The organism is Mesorhizobium sp. B3-1-9 (assembly GCF_006439595.1).
GTDB lineage: Bacteria > Pseudomonadota > Alphaproteobacteria > Rhizobiales > Rhizobiaceae > Mesorhizobium.
Genome location: NZ_VFTJ01000012.1, coordinates 1 through 22,080, shown reverse-complemented (window position 1 = coordinate 22,080; position 22,080 = coordinate 1). Strand labels below are relative to the sequence as shown.

Genomic DNA, 22,080 nt, shown 5'->3' with positions numbered 1-22,080 from the left:
ACCGGCGACAGGAATCCGTCAGCATGAGTGGTGCCGGGCCGGCTATAAGCGCGCTCGCTTGCGAAGCCTTGCTGTTTTGGCTAAGGAGGCCGCGCATTTCCGCGCTTGGTCACCCTGGCGTTTCCTCCCGTTCCGGCCTTGGGCCGGCTTGAGTCAAAGGCATTTCGCTTCCATGGCGCGTATCGTGATGAAATTCGGCGGAACCTCGGTCGCCGACATCGCCCGCATCCGCAATGTGGCGCGCCATGTCAAACGCGAGGTCGATGCCGGTCACGACGTCGCCGTGGTGGTCTCGGCCATGGCCGGCAAGACCAACGAGCTGGTCGGCTGGACCCGCGAAGCCTCGCCCATGCACGACGCGCGCGAATATGACGCCGTTGTCGCTTCGGGCGAGCAGGTCACGGCCGGCCTGTTGGCGATCACGTTGCAGAACATGGACATTCATGCACGATCCTGGCAGGGCTGGCAGATCCCGATCAAGACCGATAATGCCCATGGCGCGGCGCGCATCCTCGACATCGACGGCGCCTTCCTGATCAAGCGCTTCGGCGAGGGCCAGGTGGCGGTCATCGCCGGTTTCCAGGGCATTGGCCCGGACAATCGCATCGCGACGCTCGGCCGCGGCGGCTCCGACACCAGCGCAGTGGCGATCGCCGCGGCGGTCAAGGCCGACCGATGCGACATCTATACCGACGTCGACGGCGTCTACACGACCGACCCTCGCATCGAGCCGAAAGCCCGGCGTCTCGCCAAGATTTCGTTCGAGGAAATGCTCGAAATGGCTTCGCTCGGCGCCAAGGTGCTGCAGGTGCGCTCGGTCGAGCTTGCCATGGTACACAGGGTGCGTACTTTCGTGCGGTCGTCCTTCGACGATCCCGATGCGCCCGGAATGGGGGATTTGCTCAATCCGCCCGGAACGCTCATTTGCGACGAGGAAGAGATCGTGGAACAGCAGGTCGTCACCGGAATTGCCTACGCCAAGGACGAAGCGCAGATTTCGTTGCGCCGCGTCGGCGACCGTCCAGGCGTCGCCGCCGGCATCTTCGGCCCGCTGGCCGAGGCCAACATCAATGTCGACATGATCGTCCAGAACATTTCCGAGGACGGCAAATTCACCGACATGACCTTCACCGTGCCGTCCGGCGACGTCGACAAGGCGCTTGGCGTGCTGGAGAAGCTGAAGCCCGAAGTCGGCTACGACGTCGTGCAGTCGGAAGCCGGCATGTCGAAGGTTTCGGTCATCGGCATCGGTATGAGGAGCCACGCCGGCGTCGCCGCCACCGCCTTCAAGGCGCTGGCCGACAAGGCGATCAATATCCGCGCCATCACCACGTCCGAGATCAAAATTTCGATACTGATCGACGGTCCCTATACGGAACTGGCGGTTCGCACTTTGCATTCCGTCTACGGTCTGGATAAGCAATAGCAAGAACTGAGTCAGTTGTTGCGTGAACGCCGGCCGCAGGAGAAACTGCGGCGGGCGAGATGGCCATTGGAGAACAAGCCGCGATGCGTGATACGGCCAGTGGCCCGCGCGTTCTGCTCAAACGGCTTCGCGAGCTCATGCAAGAGCCGCTGGAGCCGCAGGAGCGGCTCGACCGCATCGTGCGCGACATCGCTTCCAACATGGTCGCCGAAGTCTGCTCGCTCTATGTGCTGCGCGCCGACTCGGTGCTCGAACTCTACGCCACCGAAGGTCTGAACCCGAACGCCGTCCACCTGGCGCAGCTCAGGCTCGGACAGGGCCTGGTCGGCACGATCGCCGCCAGCGCGCGGCCGCTCAATCTCTCCAACGCGCAGGAACATCCGGCCTTCGCCTACCTGCCGGAGACGGGCGAAGAGATCTACAATTCCTTCCTCGGCGTGCCGGTGCTGAGGGCAGGGCGCACGCTGGGCGTGCTGGTGGTGCAGAACAAGACCATGCGCCACTATCGCGACGACGAGGTCGAAGCGCTTGAAACGACGGCGATGGTGATCGCCGAGATGATCGCCACCGGCGATCTTGCCCGCCTCACCAAGCCGGGGCTGGAGCTCGACCTACGCCGCCCGGCGAGCTTCACCGGCGTCTCCTTCAACGATGGCGTCGGTCTCGGCCATGTCGTGCTGCACGAGCCGCGCATCGTCGTCACCAACCTGTTCAACGAGGACAGCGAGGAGGAGGTGCGCCGGCTGCAGTCCTCGCTCGGCTCGCTGCGCCTCTCCATCGACGACATGCTGGAGCGGCGCGAGGTCGCCTTCGAGGGCGAGCACCGCGAGGTGCTCGAAGCCTACCGCATGTTCGCCAATGACAGTGGTTGGGTGCGTCGGCTGGAAGAGGCGATCCGCAACGGCCTGACGGCGGAAGCCGCGGTCGAAAAGGTGCAAAGCGACATGCGCGCGCGCATGCTGCACATGACCGATCCCTATCTGCGCGAGCGGATGAGCGATTTCGACGATCTCGCCAACCGGCTGTTGCGCCAGCTGATGGGGCGCGGGCCGGAGGATGTCGCGGCCGCGCTGCCCAAGGACGCCATCATCGTCGCCCGCTCGATGGGCGCGGCCGAACTGCTCGACTATCCGCGCGACAAGCTGCGCGGCCTGGTGCTCGAGGACGGCGCCGCCACCAGCCATGTCGTGATCGTCGCGCGCGCCATGGGCATTCCGGTCGCCGGACAGGTGAAGGGCGCCGTTTCCATGGCGGAAAACGGCGACGCCATCATCGTCGACGGCGAGGAAGGCACCATCCATCTCAGGCCGCAATCCGACCTGGAAGCCGCCTATGCCGAAAAGGTCCGGTTCCGGGCCCGACGGCAGGAAGTTTACCGCGAGCTGCGCAAGAAGCCGTCGCTGACCAGGGATGGGATTCCGGTCGATCTCCTGATGAATGCGGGCCTTGCCGTCGACCTGCCGCAGCTCACCGAATCGGGCGCCGCCGGCATCGGCCTGTTCCGCACCGAGCTGCAGTTCATGGTTGCCTCGACCTTCCCGCGCGCCGAGGCTCAGGAGCGGCTCTATCGCGATGTGCTCGACGCCGCGCGCGGCAAACCCGTCACTTTCCGCACCATCGACATCGGCGGCGACAAGGTGCTGCCTTACTTCAAGGGCGCGATCCAGGAAGAGAACCCGGCGCTGGGCTGGCGGGCGATCCGGCTGACGCTCGATCGTCCCGGCCTGCTCAGGACGCAGATCCGGGCGCTGCTCAAAGCCAGCGGTGGCCGCGAGCTGAAGCTGATGCTGCCCATGGTCACCGAGCTGTCGGAAGTCGCGCAGGCGCGCGAGATCATCGACCGCGAGGTCCGGCATTTGTCGCGCTTCGCGCACCACCTGCCCACCAGCCTCAAGCTCGGCGCGATGCTGGAAGTGCCCTCGCTCCTGTTCCAGCTCGACGAATTGATGAAGGCGGTGGATTTCGTCTCGGTCGGCTCCAACGACCTCTTCCAGTTCGTCATGGCGGTCGACCGCGGCAATACGCAGCTTGCCGACCGCTTCGACACGCTTTCGGCGCCGTTCCTGCGGGTGCTGAAGACGATCGCCGATGCCGGCGCCCGCAATCACACGCCGGTGACGCTTTGCGGCGAGCTGGCCGGCAAGCCGATCTCGGCGATGGCGCTGATCGGCCTCGGCTTCCGCTCGATCTCGATGTCGCCGGCCTCGATCGGCCCGGTCAAAGCGATGCTGACCGAACTTCCGCTGCAGGAACTGCAGGCCTTCTTCAGGGACAATCTGATGGCGCCCGCCCAAGGGACGCCGATGCGGGCGCTGCTACAGGCCTTTGCCGACGATCGTTCGATTCCGCTCTAGATTCACGCGAGGGCGGTCTGCAAATGGCGATTTTCCGCGCTTCCGGGCCTTCGCCGGCCGAAGCATTCATGAGTGGCGTGGCAGTTGAATTAAGGCTATGGCCGGCGCAGGCCGGTGCTCATGTACCTAAATGTACATTCCGCTCCGGTTCTCGAAACTCGCTATTTTCGACTCGCCCTGACGTGAATTTCATTGAAGTTCCAAGACCATGATCAACCTGCCCCGCGACCGTATGGATCAAGTCGTCAAGCGTTTCGACATGCTCGAGGCGCAGATGTCGGCCGGGCCCGCCGCCGATCAATACGTCAAGATGGCCTCCGAATATGCCGACATCCAGGAGATGGTGGGCAAGATCCGGGCATTGCGCGCCGCCGAGCAGGAGCAGACGGACCTCGAGTCGATGCTTGCCGACAAGGCGACCGATGCCGACATGCGCGCGCTGGCCGAGGCGGACCTGCCGGAAGTCGAGAGCCGCATCGAAGCGCTGCAGAAGGACATCCAGATCCTGCTTCTGCCCAAGGATGCGGCCGACGAGAGGAACGCCATCCTCGAAATCCGCGCCGGCACCGGCGGCGACGAGGCGGCCTTGTTCGCCGGCGATCTGTTCCGCATGTATGAGCGTTATGCCGCCTCACGCGGCTGGCGCTTCGAGACGGTGTCGGCGAGCGACGGCGAGGTCGGCGGCTATAAGGAAATCATCGCCTCGGTGTCGGGCAAGGGCGTGTTCGCGCATCTGAAGTTCGAATCCGGCGTGCACCGCGTCCAGCGTGTCCCGGAAACCGAGGCCGGCGGACGCATCCACACCTCGGCGGCTACGGTGGCGGTGCTGCCGGAGGCCGAGGAGGTCGATATCGAGATCCGGGCCGAGGATATCCGCATCGACACGATGCGGGCCTCGGGTTCGGGCGGCCAGCACGTCAACACCACCGATTCGGCGGTTCGCATCACTCATTTGCCGACCGGCATCATGGTGGTGCAGGCGGAAAAGTCGCAACACCAGAACCGGGCACGCGCCATGCAGATCCTGCGCGCGCGGCTCTACGACCTGGAGCGCAGCCGGGCCGACGAGGAACGCTCGTCGTCGCGAAAGTCGCAGGTCGGCTCGGGCGACCGGTCGGAGCGCATCCGCACCTATAATTTCCCGCAAGGGCGCGTCACCGACCACCGCATCAACCTCACGCTCTACAAGCTCGACCGGGTGATGATGGGCGAGCTCGACGAGGTGGTCGACGCGCTGATCGCCGACCATCAGTCGAAGCTGCTTGCCGATATGAGCCTCGATGGCTGACCAACTGCCCGCGGCGCTCGGGCCGCTGCTCAGGGTGGCGCGCGGGCGCCTGGCCGCCGCCGGCATTGCCGATCCGGCGCTCGATTCCCGGCTGATCGTCGAGCATTTCTCCGGCACGACCCGCACCCAGGCCATTGCCGAAGCGGAGCAAAAGGTGGGTTCCGCGGCGCTTTCGGCCATCGAAGCGGCCCTCAGGCGTCGCATCGCAGGCGAGCCGGTACACCGTATCCTCGGCTACCGGGAATTCTACGGTTTGCGCCTGTCGCTTTCGCCGGAGACGCTGGAGCCCCGGCCGGACACCGAGACGCTGGTCGACGCCGTTCTGCCCTTCGTCCGGGCAACGGCCGAAAGGCTCGGGGAATGCCGTATTCTCGATCTCGGCACGGGCACCGGCGCCATCGCGCTGGCGCTGCTCGGCGCCGTTCCGGCCGCGACTGCGACAGGCGTCGATATTTCGCCCGATGCATTGGCGACCGCGGCCGGAAACGCCCGGGACCTGGGGTTCGGCGAGCGCTTCAAAGCCTTGCATTCCAACTGGTTCGAAAAAGTTTTGGGCCGTTACCATGTAATTGCCTCGAACCCTCCCTATATACCCAGCGGAGACATTGGAAATCTGCAGGACGAGGTCCGCGATTTCGACCCGCGCCCGGCCCTTGATGGCGGCACGGACGGTTTGGACCCTTACAGGGTCATCGCCGCCGAAGCGGCTGCATTTCTGGAAGCGCAAGGCAAGGTAGCGGTCGAGATCGGCTACACGCAGAAAAACAAGGTCAGCGGAATATTCGCGGCAGCCGGCTATGTGTTAACCGGCACACATCGCGACCTCGGCGGCAATGACAGAGTTCTGGTGTTCGAGCGTTGAAAGCCCTGATGCAGTGCGAAAAAACCGCTTGGCAACACCGGGGAATGCAGTTAGGGTCCGGCTCAACCGGATGAGACGAAGCAGGCAGTGCTCCCAGCGATTCGGTTTTCCTTGGAAATAGCTGCCTTCTTGCGCAAACGACGCCCAAGCTTCGTGCGGGAATCATCTGGCAAGTGATGTAACCGGAACAGGATGGCACGTGGCGCCAACGCAATTGATGCGGGCGAACGCCGGTGAAGAAACGAAACGGCTGGCCGCATGAGCGCCTCCGTTCGTGAACAGTTTTTCGAAAATTCACTATGAAGAGAGTCTAATGAGGCCACAACAGCAGAACAGGCGCATGCGCGGTCGCAACAACAATGGCGGCGGTGGCAACAACAACAACAACCGCAAGGGGCCGAATCCCCTGACCCGCACTTACGAGAGCAACGGCCCGGACGTGAAGATCCGCGGATCGGCTCAGCAGATCGCCGAGAAATACGCCACGCTCGCCCGTGACGCGCAAAGCTCCGGCGACAGGGTGATGGCGGAGAACTATCTCCAGCACGCCGAGCACTACAATCGCATCATTGCCGCCGCGCAGGCGCAGATGCCGATCCAGAATGTCCAGCAGAACCGCGACGACTTCGATGACGATCTCGACGAGGATCGCGAAGAGTTCGACAATAACGGCGGCAATGGCGCCGAGGCGCCGGCCGCAGCGAACGGCTCCGGACCGCAGCCGGTGATCGAAGGCACGCCGGCGGAACTCGCCTACAACCAGGAAAGCGGCCGCGACAACAACAATCGCCGCGACAGTGGCCAGCGGGATGGGGGGCAGCGCGACAACAATGGCCGCGACCGCAATCGCGACCGCCGCAACGGCGGCTTTGGCCAGAACGGCCAGCGCGGCGAAAACGGCCAGCGCGGCGAGCAGGGCGGCCAGCAGTTCGACCAGAACCGCCGCAATGAGGCGCAGCCTGAGGCAGCCGGCGAGGCTGGTTCACAGGCCGAGCAGGCGCCGCAGTTCGACAGCTTTTCGCCGGCAGCCCTTGCCGCCCAGGCCGAGCTCAACGAAGCCGCCATGGACATCGGCGGCGGTCGCCGGCCGCGGCGCCCGCGCCGCCCGCGCGGCAGTTATGCCGACCAGGCGAGCAGTGGCGAGCAGGGCGGTCAGCCAGAAGGCGCGAGCCCCGAAAGCTCGAGCGCCGAAAAGTCAGCCGAAGCGCATAGCGCCATGAACAATGGCGATGAGGCCAGCGCCAGGCCGGCCGAAGAGGCAAGGCCGGCGAGCGAGCCTGCCGCCGGTGAGCCGGCGCCGGTTGCCAGCGAAGCAGGCGAGCCCGTTGCCGCCGACGCGAACAACTGATCCAGAGGCCATTTCAGATATTGCAAACGGCGGAGAGCATTCTCCGCCGTTTTTGTTTTTGCGGGCGATGGAATAATATGGCGTGCCGATAGAGCGTTTCGCCGTTTCACGAAAACGGCGAACTGCTCTCTCTTTTTGCTTTACGCAATTCCGAACGGAAAACCGCATCACACTTTTCCTGGAATTGCGCTAGCCAGACGTCTTGAGAGCCTGCCGCCCGCGCACCATATCTCGCCAGGAAACAGGGTTCGGCTCTTATGGGCGGGCCCGTCACCGCAATCTGATCCGGTGCCGCAAAGTGGGCCGGTGATGGAAGGAGACAGAGAATGAATCTTGAGAAATACTCGGAGCGCGTGCGCGGCTTCATCCAGTCCGCGCAGACCATGGCGCTCTCGCGCAACCATCAGCAATTCACGCCCGAACATATGCTCAAGGTGCTCGTCGACGACGACGAGGGCCTTGCCGCATCCCTGATCGAGCGCGCCGGCGGCAATGTCCGCGACGTCAAGCTCGGCGTCGAGGCGGCGCTCGAAGCCATGCCCAAGGTCGAGGGCGGCAATGGCCAGCTCTACCTCGCCCAGCCTCTTGCCAAGGTGTTTTCGACCGCCGAGGACCTCGCCAAGAAGGCCGGCGACAGCTTCGTCACCGTCGAGCGGCTGCTGCAAGCGCTGGTCATGGAGAAGTCGGCCAAGACCGCCGACATCCTGTCCAAGGCGGGCGTCACCGCGCAGGCGCTTAACCAGGTCATCAACGATATCCGCAAGGGTCGCACAGCCGACTCGGCCAGCGCTGAGCAGAGCTATGACGCGCTGAAGAAATACGCGCGCGACCTGACCGCCGACGCCCGCGCCGGCAAGCTCGATCCGGTCATCGGCCGCGACGACGAGATCCGACGCACCATCCAGGTGCTGTCGCGGCGCACCAAGAACAACCCCGTACTGATCGGCGAGCCGGGCGTCGGCAAGACCGCGATCGCCGAGGGCCTGGCGCTGCGCATCGTCAATGGCGACGTGCCGGAATCGCTGAAGGACAAGCAGTTGATGGCGCTCGACATGGGCGCGCTGATTGCCGGCGCCAAATATCGCGGCGAGTTCGAGGAGCGGCTGAAGGCCGTGCTCAACGAGGTCACCTCGGCCAACGGCAACATCATCCTGTTCATCGACGAGATGCACACGCTGGTCGGCGCCGGCAAGGCGGATGGCGCGATGGACGCGTCGAACCTGTTGAAGCCCGCGCTGGCGCGCGGCGAACTGCACTGCGTCGGCGCGACCACGCTCGACGAATACCGCAAGCATGTCGAAAAGGATGCCGCGCTTGCCCGGCGTTTCCAGCCCGTCTTCGTCGATGAGCCGACGGTGGAAGACACGGTTTCGATCCTGCGCGGCCTGAAGGAGAAGTACGAGCAGCACCACAAGGTGCGCATCTCCGATTCCGCGCTTGTATCGGCGGCGACGCTTTCCAACCGCTACATCGCCGACCGCTTCCTGCCGGACAAGGCAATCGACCTAGTCGACGAGGCGGCGTCCAGGCTGCGCATGCAGGTCGATTCCAAGCCCGAGGCGCTGGACGAGATCGACCGCCGCATCATGCAGCTCAAGATCGAGCGCGAGGCGCTGAAGGTCGAGAAGGACGAGGCTTCGAAGGATCGGCTTGCCCGGCTGGAGAAGGAACTCGCCGACCTCGAGGAGGAATCGAGCGAACTGACCACGAAGTGGCAGGCCGAGAAGCAGAAGCTTGGCCTTGCCGCCGACCTGAAGAAGCAGCTCGACGAGACGCGCAATGAACTGGCGATCGCGCAGCGCAAGGGCGAGTTCCAGCGCGCCGGCGAGCTTGCCTATGGCAAGATCCCGGAGCTCGAGAAGAAGCTCAAGGAAGCCGAGTCGCAGGACGGCAAGACCGGCATGGTGGAAGAGGTGGTCACACCCGACCATGTCGCGCATGTCGTGTCGCGCTGGACCGGCATTCCGGTCGACAAGATGCTGGAAGGGCAGCGCGAGAAGCTCTTGCGCATGGAAGACGAGATCGGCAAGCGCGTCGTGGGCCAGGGCGAAGCCGTGCAGGCGGTGTCCAAGGCCGTGCGCCGCGCCCGCGCCGGGCTGCAGGATCCGAACCGGCCGATCGGCTCGTTCATGTTCCTCGGACCGACCGGTGTCGGCAAGACCGAGCTCACCAAGGCGCTGGCCAGCTTCCTGTTCGACGACGAGACGGCGCTGGTGCGCATCGACATGTCGGAGTTCATGGAAAAGCACTCCGTCGCCCGGCTGATCGGCGCGCCTCCCGGCTATGTCGGCTATGAGGAAGGCGGCGCGCTGACCGAAGCGGTGCGGCGCCGGCCGTATCAGGTCGTGCTGTTCGATGAGATCGAGAAGGCGCATCCGGACGTGTTCAACGTGCTGCTGCAGGTGCTCGACGACGGAAGGCTGACCGATGGCCAGGGCCGCACGGTCGACTTCCGCAACACGCTGATCATCATGACGTCCAACCTCGGCGCCGAATATCTGGTCAATCTCAGCGACGACCAGGATGTCGATGCCGTGCGCGACGAGGTGATGGCCGTGGTGAAGGCCTCGTTCAGGCCGGAGTTCCTCAACCGCGTCGACGAGGTGATCCTGTTCCACCGCCTGCGCCGGCAGGACATGGACTGCATCGTCGAGATCCAGCTCAAGCGGCTGGAGAACCTGCTCGTCGACCGCAAGATCGTGCTGTCGCTCGATCACGACGCGATCGAGTGGCTGGCCTCGAAGGGCTACGATCCGGCATATGGCGCCAGGCCGCTGAAGCGGGTGATGCAGAAGGAGCTGCAGGACCCGCTGGCGGAGAAGATCCTGCTCGGCGAGATCCTCGACGGTTCGACCGTCAAGGTCACCGCGGGTTCCGACCGGTTGAACTTCCGCTCGAAGCCGACGGTGGTGGCGACGGAAGCCGCCGCCTGACCCCGGGCAAGTTGAAACGAAAGGGCGCGTCGCATCGGACTGGTGCGGCGCGCTTTGTTATTCCCGGCGACCGCGCATAATCGGCTGCCGATTCGAATGGCTGGGAAGAACTTGATGAAGCTCGACGACTATAACGGCTTCTGCGCCTCGCTGCCCGCTGCGACGCATGTGGTCCAGTGGGGCGGGGCCCATGTCTGGAAGGTCGGCGGCAAGGTGTTTGCCATTGGCGGCTGGAACGAGGGCGGCCAGCTTTTCGTCACCTTCAAATGTTCCGAGATGGCCTATGACGTGCTGAAGGATCAGCCGGGCTGCCGGCCGGCGCCTTACCTTGCCTCGCGCGGCATGAAATGGATCCAGCGTCAGACAAGCCAAAGCATGGATGATGCGGCGCTCGAGGACTATCTGCGCGAGAGCCATCGCCTGGTCGTCCTCAAGCTGACCAAACAGGCACGTAACGAATTGGGGCTTGCCAAAGGCTAAAGCGCGTCGCGCTGAAGCGGATTCAGGCGACGCGCTTTTAAGGCTTTGTTTTCATGCATGTCGTTATCGCAAAACCGCTGCACACTTTTGCGCGACACGCATAAGCTGATATTCCTCAAGGCACCGGAAAACCGCCATCTTCATGCCCGGTTCATGTTGGAACCTTAACTTGGGTAACTGGTTTGCTGGCGAAGGGTTCGCCCGCCAGAAGCCCAGTCGACCGGAGAGCTTGACCCGCATGCTGCGCTTGATCTTTTCCCTTTCGGCACTCGCGGCCGGGCTGGTGTCTTCCAGTGCGTTCGCCACGCCGAGCGTGGATGGCGCGCAGAGCGCGCGCCCGACCGAGCGCGGCGCGCTGATGCTGGCTCAGGAAGGCAATATCGACATCTACTACGACGCCAGGGGCAACCGCGTCCTGGTCGATGCAGATACCGGCAAGGTCATCGCCATCCAGCCGCCAGGCAGCAGGCTCGATCGCCGAGCGCTTCGCCGGCAGATGCGCATGCAGGAACTCGGCCGCGCGCCGGCCGAGGAGGACGACCGCTACTATCTCGACAATCCCGAGGACATGGCCCGCTTCCGCCGCCGGCAGCTGGAGGAGAACGGCCGCGTCATCCCGCCACCGGTCGATGAGTACGACCCCAACGACGACAATTCCGTCGATGCCTATCCGCCGGCGCCCAACAACGATGAAGGCTATGCGACCACCTATCCGGAGGCGCCGAAGTCCAACACCATCAAGCGCCAGCCGCTGAACGAGGCGTCGATCGACCCGGAGCAGCCGGGCCAGGGCGAAGTGCTGCAGACCAATCCCGACGCCCAGCCGTCGCCGGACACCGGCGGCAAGGCCACCGTCGATCCATCGCTGTCGCTCGGGGTGCGCCAAGACGTCGCCGCGCTGCAGGTGCTGCTCGACCGCGGCGGCGCCTCGCCGGGCGTGATCGACGGGCGCTTCGGCTCGAATGTCGACAAGGCACTGGCCGCCTACAACGAGATCAACGGCACCAGTTTGAAATCGACCGATGAAGTCGGCATCCAGGCGGCGCTTGCCCAGTCCGGCGGCGACGCCTTTGCCTCCTACACGATCACGCCGGAGGATGCGGCCGGCCACTATCTCGCCTCGATCCCCGAGGACTACAGCCAGAAGGCCAGGCTCGACTGCATGTGCTACACCTCGGTCACCGAGGCGCTGGCCGAGCGCTTCCACATGGACGAGACCTATCTGAAGTCGATCAACAAAGGGGTCGACTTCAATCGCCCCGGCACGATGATCAAGGTCGCCAATTTCGGCAAGCTGGTGTCGACGCCGGTGGCGCGCATTGTCGCCGACAAGACCAAGAAGGAAGTCTACGCCTATGATGCGGGCGGCAAGCTGGTCGCGGCCTATCCGGCGACCATCGGCTCGGCCGATACGCCCTCGCCGACCGGCATTCACGCCGTCTCGCGCGTCGCGCTCGATCCGAACTACACCTACAACCCGAACATCAATTTCAAGCAGGGCCAGAACGACAAGATTCTCACGATCCCGCCGGGGCCGAACGGTCCGGTCGGCTCGGTGTGGATCGCGCTCGACAAGCCGACCTACGGCATCCACGGCACGCCCGATCCCTCCAAGATCGGCAAGACCGAGAGCCATGGCTGCGTGCGCCTGACCAATTGGGATGCGCGAGAGCTTGCCAAATTGGTGTCGCCTGGTGTGACCGTCGAATTCGTCGGCGGCTCTTCAGCCGACTATGTGGCGCAGCAGTGAGCTGCGTGGCGCGGTGGCGTAGACGAGCTGCACAACCAGGATGAAGCCGACGCTGAGCAGCGGGCTGATGAGACAGAGCGCCGCGCTGATCGCCCATAGGATCTGCGCCTTGACGATGCGCAGGTAGACAGTACGCGTCGTTTGCGCATCGACGCCTTCGGCCAGGAAGCCGTTTTTCTCGGCGTAACGCCAGCTGGCAAGCAAGGTGAGGCCGAGCATCAGCAGGTTCAGCCAGTAGACAAGCACCGCAAGCCTGAATTCGAGGAAATCGGCCAGAAGGTCGGTGGAGAACGGCAATAGCGCGATGAAGGCTAGAAAGCAGAGGTTCAGCGTCGCCAGCCGCCGGTCCGACTTTGCGATCAGCCCATGCTGCGCCTGCTGGCCGAACCAGAAGATGGTCAGCGTCAAAAAGCTCAGCGCGTAGGTCAGGAAGCGCGGCGCCAGCGCCAGGATTGCCGAAAGCAATTCGCCTTCGGAATGGACCGCCTCATGCGATGGCACCCTGATCTCCAGCACGATGAGCGTAAGCGCGATGGCGAAGACGCCGTCGGTGATGCCGACGATGCGTCCGCGCGATTCGGCCGACGGTTCAAGCGGTCGTTTCATGCGGGCGTCCCCTTTGCCTGGCGGCTCTCTGCGGAACGTTAACATGCCATGTGCCGTTTGCATCCGGGCAGATGTCACCCTGCCCATCCGGCCAGCTCGAAACTGGGTTCAAACACTGCAAGGTGCTGGCCGGTTGTTGCGGAAGCATTGGAGGTTTAAGCAGACTGTCATGAAATCTCCAGGCGAAGCTGCCGCTATCCCGCTGACCGGATCCGCTCAGAACGGCACGTTCTGTCCGCAATCTCGGCGTCGGTATGTGCTGATCGCGGCGATCCTGGCTTCGGCGCTCGGCTTCATCGACGGTTCGGTCCTGGCGATTGCAATGCCCGCGTTACGCGTCGATCTCGGCGCCAGCCTGGCGCAGGCGCAGTGGATCTCCAACGCCTATGCGCTGACGCTTTCGGCGCTGATTCTGGCGGGAGGCGCCGCCGGCGACCGGTTTGGTCTGCGGCGTGCCTTCGTGACTGGGATCGCGCTGTTCGTCGCCGCGTCGCTTGCCTGCGCCCTGGCGCCCAATCCCACCGTGCTGATCGCCTTCCGCGCCATCCAGGGCATCGGTGCGGCGATCATGGTGCCGGGCAGCCTTGCCATCATCGCCAAATCCTATCCGAAAAAGGAGCGCGGCCGGGCGATCGGCATCTGGGCGGCGGCCTCGGCGCTGACGACGGCGCTTGGCCCGGTGCTGGGCGGCTTTGTGCTGTCGGCCTTCGGCAACGGCATCTGGCGTGCGATCTTCGCCATCAACCTGCCGCTCGGGCTGGTTTCCATCTATCTGCTTTTGGCCAAGGTCCCGGCCGACCAGCCGACCGAAAAGCGCAGCCTCGATCTCGGCGGCGCCGGGCTGGCGACGCTCGCTTTCGGAGCGCTGGCCTACGGGCTGACGGCGATGAACGCCGAGGGTGGCGGACTGATACCGGTCCCGGCGATCGTCGCCGGGGCGGTCCTGCTTGTCGTCTTCGTCCTTTATGAGCGCTGGCAGCGCGAGCCGATGATCGATCTCAGCCTGTTTGGCATCAAGGCTTTCGCCGGCGCCAATCTGGCGACGTTCTTCCTTTATTTCGCGCTGTCGGCCAATCTGTTCTACCTGCCGATGCTGCTGATCGCCGGCTGGGGGCTGAGTTCGGCCGAGGCCGGTTTCATCTTCCTGCCGCTATCGGTATTGATCGCGTTGCTGTCAGGACCGGTCGGGCAATGGTCGGACCGGATCGGGCCGCGCCTGCCGATCGCCGGCGGCAGCCTTGTCGTGGCCATCGGCTTTGGCGGCCTCGCGCTGCTCACCTATGCCGGGATCCATAATTTCTGGACCGGCATCTTTCCGCTGATGGGGCTGATGGGGCTCGGCATGGCGCTGGTCGTGTCGCCGCTGTCGACGGCAGTCATGACATCGGTCGAGGACAAGGACACGGGTGCGGCGTCCGGCATCAACAATGCCGTCTCTCGCGTTGGCGGCCTGATCGCGGTGGCGGCGATGGGATCGCTGGCTGCAATCGTCTATGCGCGGATGACCGGCGGCGCCTCCGGAATTCCCGGCTTTGGCGAACCGCCGGCGTCCGGGCTCGCTGCCAATGTCGATGCGGCGAGGATTGCGGCAAGCGATTGGGCTTTTGCAGTGGTCGCCGCGGTCACCGCGCTGCTTTGCCTTTTGTCGTCGGTCATCGCCTGGTTCACCGCATCCGGGCAGGCATCGCCCTGGCCCCAGCAGGCAGCGGATTAGGGTGTGTACTCATAAAATCGAGGCTCGCGAGCGCGGCTTGACCCATATCCGCTATCCGACTGTCATCACAGCATCTGAGACGAAGAGCCGCTAAGGGCAGATATTGTTGCAAAAGTCTTTTTGGTGGCGAAGGAAAAATCCCAGAGCCGCTGATGCCTTTTGGGCGCGACGATATGGGGGACCGTATCGTTTCACCTAAAATCGCTCACGGATCTTCGTCGTAGCCTTGAAAAGCGATGCAGCAGCGGGCAGGTCCAACAATCGACTTTCGCGAGATTTTCAGGGTCGTTCAATTTTCGACTTTTGCAACAATATCGGCAAGTTGCAGACATGGCGAAGGCGCTTGTTCGAGGTCAATCGGATACTTGTACTTCGTCCGACCGCGCGCGGCCTCCGTGGGCGCGTCGAGCGGCCCGGTAACGGCCTGGAGACTGTTCGTTATATCGATGAAACAGCTTCGAAAACGCCGCCGCTGTCTCGTAGCCGACCCGGTTCGCAATCCGTGCGATGGACTCATCGCTGGTTTCTAGTAGGAACGCCGCCTCCGCCATCCGGCGTTCGATCACATAACGTTGCATGGACTGGCCGACGAGCTTCGTAAAACGCGCCGCAAATGCCGAGCGGCCGAGCCCGACGCGACGGCCCAGGTCGCTCAGGGTCCAGGGCCGCTCCGGGCTTTCGTGAATCAGTTTGAGCGCCGGTCCGATATGCCGATCAGATATAGCCCCGAGCCAGCCGCCTTGTCCGGGACCGAGGGACGCGATCCAGCTTCGGAGCGCCTCGACAAAGAGCACTTCCGTCAGTCGTGAAAGCGCGACGCGTTGGCCGGGACGCTCGAGCGCGGATTCGCTGACCATGCGGCGCAGGATGGCTTCGAGCCAGCCACCGTCCGCCGTCGGCTTCAGCAGGAGCACAGGCGGAAGCAGCTCCAGCACGCTGCCGAACATCGGCCGGGATACCGTGAAATTACCGCAGATCATGGTCGAGAGCGGCTTTGCGCGGCTGCCGTGACGAATGACGCCAAACCGCGACGACGCTCGATCGATATCCACGATCCGCAAAGGCTCGGCCCGGCGATCCGAATAGAACACATGGGGCTCGCCGCGTGTGATGACGACGAAATCGCCCTCGGTCATCTGGATTTCCTCTCCCTGTTCGAGCGCAAGCGTCGCCGAGCCCCGGCTGAGATAGTGAAACAACGCGTAAGGGCGCGCCGGCAGCTCCAGATTCCAGGGATGGCCCAGCTCGAAGTGATACAGCAGCGTCCCGCCGAGACGAACACGATCGAGCACCTGGGCGAGGATATCCATGCCGCCCAGATTAGACCGGTGGACGATCGGACACAACATGCGGACGATTGATCCCTACCGTCCGGAATGCCTGCAGATTACTTCATGCCGCGGCGGGCCGACGTCACGTGCGGCAACCATCTCGCCAACGGCAGATGGAAGAACCGCGACCTTGTGGAAACGCCTGCCCATTCCCCTACGGACCTCATTCCGTCCGATACGCAAAGGACCATTCAATGCGAAATATCCTCTTCTCAGCCGCCGCACTCCTGGCCGGATCGACATTGGTCGGCTCAGCCAATTCTGCCGAACTGCCCAAGGGAGCAGCCCACAACATCGTGCTCGTGCACGGTGCTTTCGTGGACCAGACGAGCTGGCAGCCCGTCGCCGATATCCTCACGAAAAAAGGCTACAACGTCACGCTTGTCGAAAATCCGCTCACCTCGCTCAACGCCGACGTCGATGCCACCAAACAGGCGCTCGCGAAGCAGGCCGGCAAGACCGTTCTGGTCGGCCACTCCTGGGGCGGCGTGGTGATCACGCAAGCCGGCGACGATCCCAAGATTTCGGCGCTGGTCTACGTCTCCGCCTTCGCGCCCGATGTCGGCGAATCCCTGGCATCGCTGTCAAAAGCCGGCCCGCCGACTGAAGGCGGCAACGCGATCCATCCCGACGCGAAGGGCAATTTGTACATTGACCCGAAGGTGTTTCCATCGGCGGTCGCGGCTGATCTTCCGCCCGAGATCGCCGAGCACCTGGCCAACGCGCAGATACCATTGAGTCTCGCTGCGTTCGAGGCTCCCGTGACCATTGCAGCCTGGCGTGACAAGCCGACGTTCGATGTCATCACGACGAAGGACAAGGTCATCGCGCCCGAGGCTCAGAAGTCGTTCGCAGCCAGGATGAAGGCTCAGATGACGGAAGTCGCCGGCAGCCATGCCTCGCTCGTCGTCCATGCGAAGGAAGTCGCCGAGGTCATCGCAAAGGCAACGCTCGCGAAGTGACGATACCGCTCCCGGCGCTTCCGCGCCGGGAGCGTGCACGCTCGCTCAGAGGAATCTGGAACGCCTCGGACCGCGATGGCGCAAACGCGGCGAAGCGCCGGCGACATCCTGGAGAAGGCCTCGGTCGCTGCGCTACGACGATCCCTCACTCGATCATTTTATGCCAAGCATCCGGAGGATGACATGACTCAACTCGACATCACAGGCCAGGACGCCGCCACACTCGAAACGGCGCCGACCCGTTACATCGAAGGCAACGGAATCCGCTTCGCTTATCGCCGTCTCGGCCCCGCGACCGGAACTCCGCTGATTCTTCTGCAGCACTTCTCGGGCAACATCGATGCGTGGGATCCCGCCGTCGTCAACGCTCTGGCCGCCGATCGCCCCGTGATCGCGTTTGACAATGCAGGGGTCGGCCGCTCGACCGGTCAAACGCCCGACAACGTCGCGGCGATGGCGCGAGACGCTGTCGATTTCATCGACTTGCTCGGTCTCTTCGAAGTGGACCTGCTCGGCTTTTCTCTCGGCGGCTGCGTCGCTCAGCAGATCGCCGCCGAGCACGGACAACTGGTCCGCAAGCTCATACTCGTCGGTACTGCGCCGAAAGGCGGAGAGGAACACCTGTTAGCGGTTCTGCAGGACGCGTTTTCCCAAACCGATGCGCCGGACCCCCGTCTGCCGCTGTTCTTCACGAACTCACCCGCCAGCCAGTCCTCCGGCTTGGCTTTTCTGAAGAGGACGAAGGTGCGTCAGGACGATCGGGACACCGATAACGGCAGCGCGGTCACCGATCCGCAGGCCAAGGCTCTGATCACCTGGTGCGCCACGCCTGATCCCGGGCACGCCGTTCTGCGCGCCATCCGCCAGCCCACTCTTGTGGTCAGCGGCAGCCGCGACACCATGCTGCCCGCGAGCAACGCCTACGCAATGTTCAAGCAACTCAGCAACGCTCAGCTAATCCTCTATCCCGATTCAGGGCACGGCTCCCTGTTTCAGCACCACGGGATGTTCGTCAGCCACGTCCGGACCTTCCTAGAAGCGCAGCCCGCGACTGCATGATCCAGGCGGGTTCAGACGCCATCAGACGCAGCCTTATCAATGAGAGTTGTTACAGAGGATAAAATGACAATCGCCAAAGTCGAGGTGGAACGTTTCAGCCTCACGAGCTCAAAACCATTCGACGTTGTTGTGGCCGCCTTCAAGTCCGCGGTCGGACAGCCTGACATAGTCGAATTTTTCAAAGAGACGAGAGCGACCAATTCCTTCCCGGATTTGGAGCGCGTTGTACAACGCAGCCTCGGCCGAACGGACCTTATGCTCTTCGCGCAATTCGACCTGGGCGATATTCTGCGTCGCGAAACCGAATCCAAGACGCCTAACATCATGCGGTTTGTGGTCGGCAATCCACTCATCATGAAAGAAATGGTCAAGCACGTGCCCGAGGCTGGATCCTACGCTCCAGTCACGGTGCTTATCGATGAGCGTACCGACGGGGTGCACGTCTCTTATGACAAAATGGAGGGTTATCTGCTGCATTATGGCAGTTCGGAAGCTCTTGCCGTCGCTCGAGCTCTCGATGCGAAAATCATAGCCTTGCTGCGCGAATGCGCGAGCGGGTAAGTCATATCAATCGCGGAACGCGAAGGGCGTTATCATGACGCGAGCCAGACGTTGGAAGGGAAATTCCCGCATGTACAAGACACTTCTTGTCGCCCTCGCTGCCTCAGCTTTTTCTATCGGAGCCGTCGCAGCAGCTCCCGCCGTCAGGAAAGAGCCGCTGGATGCTGCGACCCTCAGTGCGATAAAATCGAGGTTTGGCAGGCTGATGGAATTGGCCAACAACCACGATTTCAAGGCTCTGCATGGGATGTTCTGGCAATCGCCCTCGACTTTATTGGTGGCTAAGAGCGCGATCCAGTCCGAGGGAAACTGGGCCGGCTTTTGGGGCAACGAGGCGGTTGATCAAAAGCTGCATGATATCGGTAGCTCCGGTCCGGTCGTGCTCGAGCCGGACTATTCGAAGCTCAAGGTTGTCGGCCTGACGCGCGACGTCGCAGAGTCCTATGTGCCGATGAACATCGCGGTCTCTTATGCGGGGCAGGACGGAACAGCCAGACCGTTTCTAATGATCATCAATTGGCTTCGCGTCGGGAAGGACTGGAAGGTTGCCTCCGAAATCATTCTGCCGGTGCCGCCTGTACCCGCCACAAAGGGCTAAGTGCGTCGATACTAGCGGATTGCCCGTTCGCCTCGAACCGACGACCGGTGAGGCTCATGATAACCGGCTCGTCACCGAGCTGCTATCTGATCTGAAATCAGGGGCTCTGTTGCTCGCTGATCGTGGAGACGATGCAGATTGGATCAGAGAATTTGCCGGGGAGCGCGGGGCATGGCCAACATTCCACCAAAACGCAACCGCAAAGAACCCCATCTGCTTTGGCCCCTATCTTTACCGGGCACGCAATCTGGTCGAGCGGTTCTTCAACCGGATCAAGCAATGTCGGCGGGTCGCCACGCGATATGACAAACTCGCGGCCAACTGCGTTGCGTTCATCAAGCCTCGCAGCCATTCGGATTTGGCTACGCGCCATTTGGCGACGCGCTTATGAGTCCACGCCCTAGTTCGGAAGCTGCGAATCAGTCTTGGCGCTGGCAACCTTCAGCGAGTTGCCGTCTTCCTGCTTCAGGAGATCGTCGATGCGCTCGCGCTCGCGCTTGAAGGCAACGAGATCGTCGCCCTTCAGCACCTTGCCGACCGGCAGACGCACACGCATCGGGTCGACCTTGGTGCCGTTGACGATCAGCTCGTAGTGAAGATGCGGGCCGGTGGCGAGGCCGGTCTGGCCGAGATAGCCGATCGTCTGGCCCTGGCGCACGCGCACTCCCGGCTCGATGCCTTTGGCGAAAGCGCTCTGGTGATTGTAGGAGGTCTCGTAGCCATTGGCGTGGCGGATGATGATCTGCTTGCCGTAGCCGCCGGCCCAACCGACCTTTTCGACGACGCCGTTGCCGGCGGCGATGATCGGCGTGCCGATGGGCGCTGCCCAGTCGACGCCGGTATGCATGCGCACATAGCCCAGAATCGGGTGCCGGCGCGCGCCGAAGCCGGAACGGAATTTGCCGGCGGGCAGCGGATTGCGCAGCAGGAACTGCTCGGCGCTCGAACCATTTTCGTCGAAATAGTCGGTGCCGCCGTCCTGCATCTGGAAGCGGTAGAAATTGCGCGTCTGGCCGCCGAAGGTCGCCGATACATAAAGAAGCTCGGAATCGTCGGAGGTCTGGTCGTCGCCATCAGGCTGCGAGAACAGGACCTCGAGGCGGTCGGCCGGTGAAATCCGCGACTGGAAGTCGACGTCGGAGGCGAGAAGCTTGATCAGCTTCTGCGTCATCGCTTTCGACATGCCGTAGGAATAGGCGGCGCGGTAGATGCCGTCATAGACATTTGGCAGGTTGCCGCGCACCACAATGGGCTGCGAATCGTCGAACGCCGTCAAAAGCTCGGGATTGGCCTCCGGCTCCTGCGCCGGCACATACTGGCCACGGTCGTCGAGCGCTATGGTGACGATGTGCGTCGTCTTGTCGTAGACGCTGGTGCGCACGACCTTGGCTATGTCGCCGCGCACCTCGAGGCCAACGCGCAGCACCGTTCCGGCCTTCAGCGCCGGGGCGTTCAAGAGCTTGCCGATCGCCTCCGCCATGCCGATGGCGTCGTCGCCGGTGTAGCCCGAATCGGCATAGGCCTCGGCGATATCGGTATCCTTGGTGAAGGGTATGATTTCCTCGGCGAAGGCCGGCGTCTGATCGTCGGGCGTGGCGCGCGGCGCCACCGAAACATTTTCCTGCGTGATCTTCACGTCATAGGAGCCGGCCATCGATTCGGCGAATGCATCGCCGAATCGCTGCGGATCGATATAGTGCAGCGCGGCCACCTGGACGGCGCCGTCGCTCAAGCCGTTGCCGGCGTCCCGCACCACCTTTTCAACCTCGTCGGCGGAAAGATCGCTCTTTTCGTCGAAGGAAGCCGTCTCGATCGGGAAATCGACCGTCTTCAGGCTCATCTCGCTTTCGACCTTGGCGCCGTAGATCTGCCCGGCGACCGCGGTGGCCGTTGCCGGCTGCGCATTGTCGTCGCTGTCGTCGCCGAACACCTGCATCGGGTCGAACGGCGGGTAGGGGCGGTTGGTGGTGTGGCCGGCGGCCAAAGCCATCTTGATCTGCACGAAGGGCATGGTGTGGATAACGTCGCGGTCACCGACCTTGGTGACCATCGACACTTCCATGCGCCGCCGGTCCTTTGCGCGGGCGATCTGGCGCGGCGCGACCAGCCTGGCCGTCTTTGCCTGCTCGCCGGAATCATCGCCGCCGCTGGCAAGACCGATGAGTTCGGCGATTTCCGGCGGGGTCGCCAATTGCTGGCGCCCGTCAAGGGCGGCGAACAACGCCACGCCCATCAGAACGCTCGATGTAACGCCGGTAAGGAACGTGCCCGACAGCCAGCGTGCCGAGACCTCGCGGCGGTCCGGCGGACCGCTGCGGCCGTCCGCGATCAGCGGCGGCTCGTTGCCGAGTTCGGCTATGACATCTTCCGTGTCTGGCATCCAGAAAGGCTGCTTCTTCCCCGGGCGAACGGCTTGTCGCTATCGTTGCGGCCATGACATTTGCCTGTCACGGCGGTTGAAGTCAACGAAACGGCATGCCGGGGCCGATATCCCCAATCATGCGTTCTGCGCACGGCGCTCTTGTCGTCTGTCGTGGCGGCGCCTCACACATACGCGCGCGCCTTCCTCATATGGGCTGGTTTCACGCCTCAATGCGGCGGCAATAGGGCCTCGTTGTGGATGACCCAAGGCTGCCGCAAGGGCAGTCGGCTATCGAAAATGGCGGCCGGAAAATTCGTCGCAAAAAATTCAAAAAAGTTCGAAATCGGTGTTGACGCGTCGAGGGAGGTCCGACTATATACGGCCCACGAACGAGGGCGGTGCGCCGCTGGCGACGAAGAAGTTTGCTTCTAAGTCTGCCCTCTTTG

16 protein-coding genes and 1 pseudogene are annotated in these 22,080 nt (G+C 63.3%); 14 read left to right on the top strand and 3 right to left on the bottom strand.

What is annotated here, in order from left to right:
- Positions 1-172 precede the first annotated feature (172 nt).
- The 8 genes from FJW07_RS20570 to FJW07_RS20535 all read left to right on the top strand — a co-directional run bounded on the left by FJW07_RS20570 (position 173) and on the right by FJW07_RS20535 (position 12,441).
- On the top strand, positions 173-1,426 hold the full coding sequence (locus tag FJW07_RS20570) for an aspartate kinase (protein WP_140858529.1): 1,254 nt from the start codon (positions 173-175) through the stop codon (positions 1,424-1,426).
- An 83-nt stretch (positions 1,427-1,509) separates the two neighbouring features.
- Positions 1,510-3,780, top strand: a complete 2,271-nt coding sequence (gene ptsP, locus FJW07_RS20565; protein WP_140645253.1) for a phosphoenolpyruvate--protein phosphotransferase — start codon at positions 1,510-1,512, stop codon at positions 3,778-3,780.
- A 208-nt stretch (positions 3,781-3,988) separates the two neighbouring features.
- A complete protein-coding gene (gene prfA, locus FJW07_RS20560) occupies positions 3,989-5,068 on the top strand; it encodes a peptide chain release factor 1 (protein ID WP_140711002.1) in 1,080 nt (359 codons plus the stop codon).
- Positions 5,061-5,930: a peptide chain release factor N(5)-glutamine methyltransferase gene (gene prmC / locus FJW07_RS20555; RefSeq protein ID WP_140858527.1), complete on the top strand. Its 870-nt coding sequence runs from the start codon at positions 5,061-5,063 to the stop codon at positions 5,928-5,930. Before prfA ends, prmC begins: the two co-directional genes overlap by 8 nt.
- 340 nt (positions 5,931-6,270) lie before the next feature.
- Positions 6,271-7,278, top strand: coding sequence for a DUF4167 domain-containing protein (locus tag FJW07_RS20550; protein WP_140858525.1), 1,008 nt, complete (start codon positions 6,271-6,273; stop codon positions 7,276-7,278).
- A gap of 326 nt (positions 7,279-7,604) precedes the next feature.
- The gene (gene clpB / locus FJW07_RS20545) at positions 7,605-10,211 is read left to right on the top strand and encodes an ATP-dependent chaperone ClpB (RefSeq protein ID WP_140858524.1); all 2,607 of its coding nucleotides are present in this window, start codon (positions 7,605-7,607) and stop codon (positions 10,209-10,211) included.
- 114 nt (positions 10,212-10,325) lie between these two features.
- Positions 10,326-10,691, top strand: a complete 366-nt coding sequence (locus FJW07_RS20540) for an MmcQ/YjbR family DNA-binding protein (protein ID WP_140858522.1) — start codon at positions 10,326-10,328, stop codon at positions 10,689-10,691.
- Positions 10,692-10,929: 238 nt separating this feature from the next.
- Positions 10,930-12,441: a L,D-transpeptidase family protein gene (locus FJW07_RS20535; protein ID WP_140858520.1), complete on the top strand. Its 1,512-nt coding sequence runs from the start codon at positions 10,930-10,932 to the stop codon at positions 12,439-12,441.
- Here FJW07_RS20535 and FJW07_RS20530 read toward each other — a convergent pair.
- On the bottom strand, positions 12,415-13,047 hold the full coding sequence (locus FJW07_RS20530; RefSeq protein ID WP_140858518.1) for a TMEM175 family protein: 633 nt from the start codon (positions 13,045-13,047) through the stop codon (positions 12,415-12,417). The genes FJW07_RS20535 and FJW07_RS20530 overlap by 27 nt on opposite strands.
- Before the next feature lie 169 nt (positions 13,048-13,216).
- Between FJW07_RS20530 and FJW07_RS20525 the strand changes: the two genes are divergently transcribed.
- Entirely contained in the window at positions 13,217-14,761 is a 1,545-nt protein-coding gene (locus FJW07_RS20525; RefSeq protein WP_140858517.1) for an MFS transporter, read from the top strand.
- A 353-nt stretch (positions 14,762-15,114) separates the two neighbouring features.
- Here FJW07_RS20525 and FJW07_RS20520 read toward each other — a convergent pair whose 3' ends face one another.
- Positions 15,115-16,071 carry an AraC family transcriptional regulator gene (locus tag FJW07_RS20520; RefSeq protein WP_181166935.1) on the bottom strand — a complete coding sequence of 319 codons (957 nt, stop codon included), beginning with the start codon at positions 16,069-16,071 and terminating at the stop codon, positions 15,115-15,117.
- 215 nt (positions 16,072-16,286) lie between these two features.
- Between FJW07_RS20520 and FJW07_RS20515 the strand changes: the two genes are divergently transcribed.
- The 5 genes and pseudogenes from FJW07_RS20515 to FJW07_RS20495 form a co-directional block, all read left to right on the top strand.
- Complete coding sequence (locus FJW07_RS20515; RefSeq protein ID WP_140858667.1) at positions 16,287-17,054, top strand: alpha/beta hydrolase; 768 nt, start codon at positions 16,287-16,289, stop codon at positions 17,052-17,054.
- Between the two features lie 183 nt (positions 17,055-17,237).
- Complete coding sequence (locus tag FJW07_RS20510; RefSeq protein ID WP_140858514.1) at positions 17,238-18,113, top strand: alpha/beta hydrolase; 876 nt, start codon at positions 17,238-17,240, stop codon at positions 18,111-18,113.
- A gap of 63 nt (positions 18,114-18,176) precedes the next feature.
- Positions 18,177-18,674, top strand: coding sequence for a DUF302 domain-containing protein (locus FJW07_RS20505; RefSeq protein WP_140858512.1), 498 nt, complete (start codon positions 18,177-18,179; stop codon positions 18,672-18,674).
- Positions 18,675-18,744: 70 nt separating this feature from the next.
- Positions 18,745-19,272, top strand: a complete 528-nt coding sequence (locus FJW07_RS20500) for a hypothetical protein (protein WP_140658897.1) — start codon at positions 18,745-18,747, stop codon at positions 19,270-19,272.
- Positions 19,273-19,276: 4 nt separating this feature from the next.
- Positions 19,277-19,676, top strand: a pseudogene (locus FJW07_RS20495) (IS5 family transposase); the annotation flags it as partial.
- Here the strand turns inward: FJW07_RS20495 and FJW07_RS20490 are convergent.
- A complete protein-coding gene (locus tag FJW07_RS20490; protein ID WP_140858510.1) occupies positions 19,673-21,652 on the bottom strand; it encodes a M23 family metallopeptidase in 1,980 nt (659 codons plus the stop codon). The pseudogene FJW07_RS20495 and the gene FJW07_RS20490 overlap by 4 nt on opposite strands.
- Between the last annotated feature and the right edge of the window lie 428 nt (positions 21,653-22,080).

Bases quoted from the DNA above. Each gene is read 5' to 3' on its own strand.
- FJW07_RS20515 (WP_140858667.1), top strand. From the start codon at position 16,287: ATGCGAAATATCCTCTTCTCAGCCGCCGCACTCCTGGCCGGATCGACA.
- FJW07_RS20505 (WP_140858512.1), top strand. From the start codon at position 18,177: ATGACAATCGCCAAAGTCGAGGTGGAACGTTTCAGCCTCACGAGCTCA.
- FJW07_RS20530 (WP_140858518.1), bottom strand. From the start codon at position 13,047: ATGAAACGACCGCTTGAACCGTCGGCCGAATCGCGCGGACGCATCGTC.
- clpB (WP_140858524.1), top strand. From the start codon at position 7,605: ATGAATCTTGAGAAATACTCGGAGCGCGTGCGCGGCTTCATCCAGTCC.
- FJW07_RS20550 (WP_140858525.1), top strand. From the start codon at position 6,271: ATGCGCGGTCGCAACAACAATGGCGGCGGTGGCAACAACAACAACAAC.
- FJW07_RS20540 (WP_140858522.1), top strand. From the start codon at position 10,326: ATGAAGCTCGACGACTATAACGGCTTCTGCGCCTCGCTGCCCGCTGCG.
- prfA (WP_140711002.1), top strand. From the start codon at position 3,989: ATGATCAACCTGCCCCGCGACCGTATGGATCAAGTCGTCAAGCGTTTC.
- FJW07_RS20520 (WP_181166935.1), bottom strand. From the start codon at position 16,071: ATGGATATCCTCGCCCAGGTGCTCGATCGTGTTCGTCTCGGCGGGACG.
- ptsP (WP_140645253.1), top strand. From the start codon at position 1,510: ATGCGTGATACGGCCAGTGGCCCGCGCGTTCTGCTCAAACGGCTTCGC.
- prmC (WP_140858527.1), top strand. From the start codon at position 5,061: ATGGCTGACCAACTGCCCGCGGCGCTCGGGCCGCTGCTCAGGGTGGCG.
- FJW07_RS20525 (WP_140858517.1), top strand. From the start codon at position 13,217: ATGAAATCTCCAGGCGAAGCTGCCGCTATCCCGCTGACCGGATCCGCT.
- FJW07_RS20570 (WP_140858529.1), top strand. From the start codon at position 173: ATGGCGCGTATCGTGATGAAATTCGGCGGAACCTCGGTCGCCGACATC.
- FJW07_RS20490 (WP_140858510.1), bottom strand. From the start codon at position 21,652: ATGCCAGACACGGAAGATGTCATAGCCGAACTCGGCAACGAGCCGCCG.
- FJW07_RS20510 (WP_140858514.1), top strand. From the start codon at position 17,238: ATGACTCAACTCGACATCACAGGCCAGGACGCCGCCACACTCGAAACG.
- FJW07_RS20500 (WP_140658897.1), top strand. From the start codon at position 18,745: ATGTACAAGACACTTCTTGTCGCCCTCGCTGCCTCAGCTTTTTCTATC.
- FJW07_RS20535 (WP_140858520.1), top strand. From the start codon at position 10,930: ATGCTGCGCTTGATCTTTTCCCTTTCGGCACTCGCGGCCGGGCTGGTG.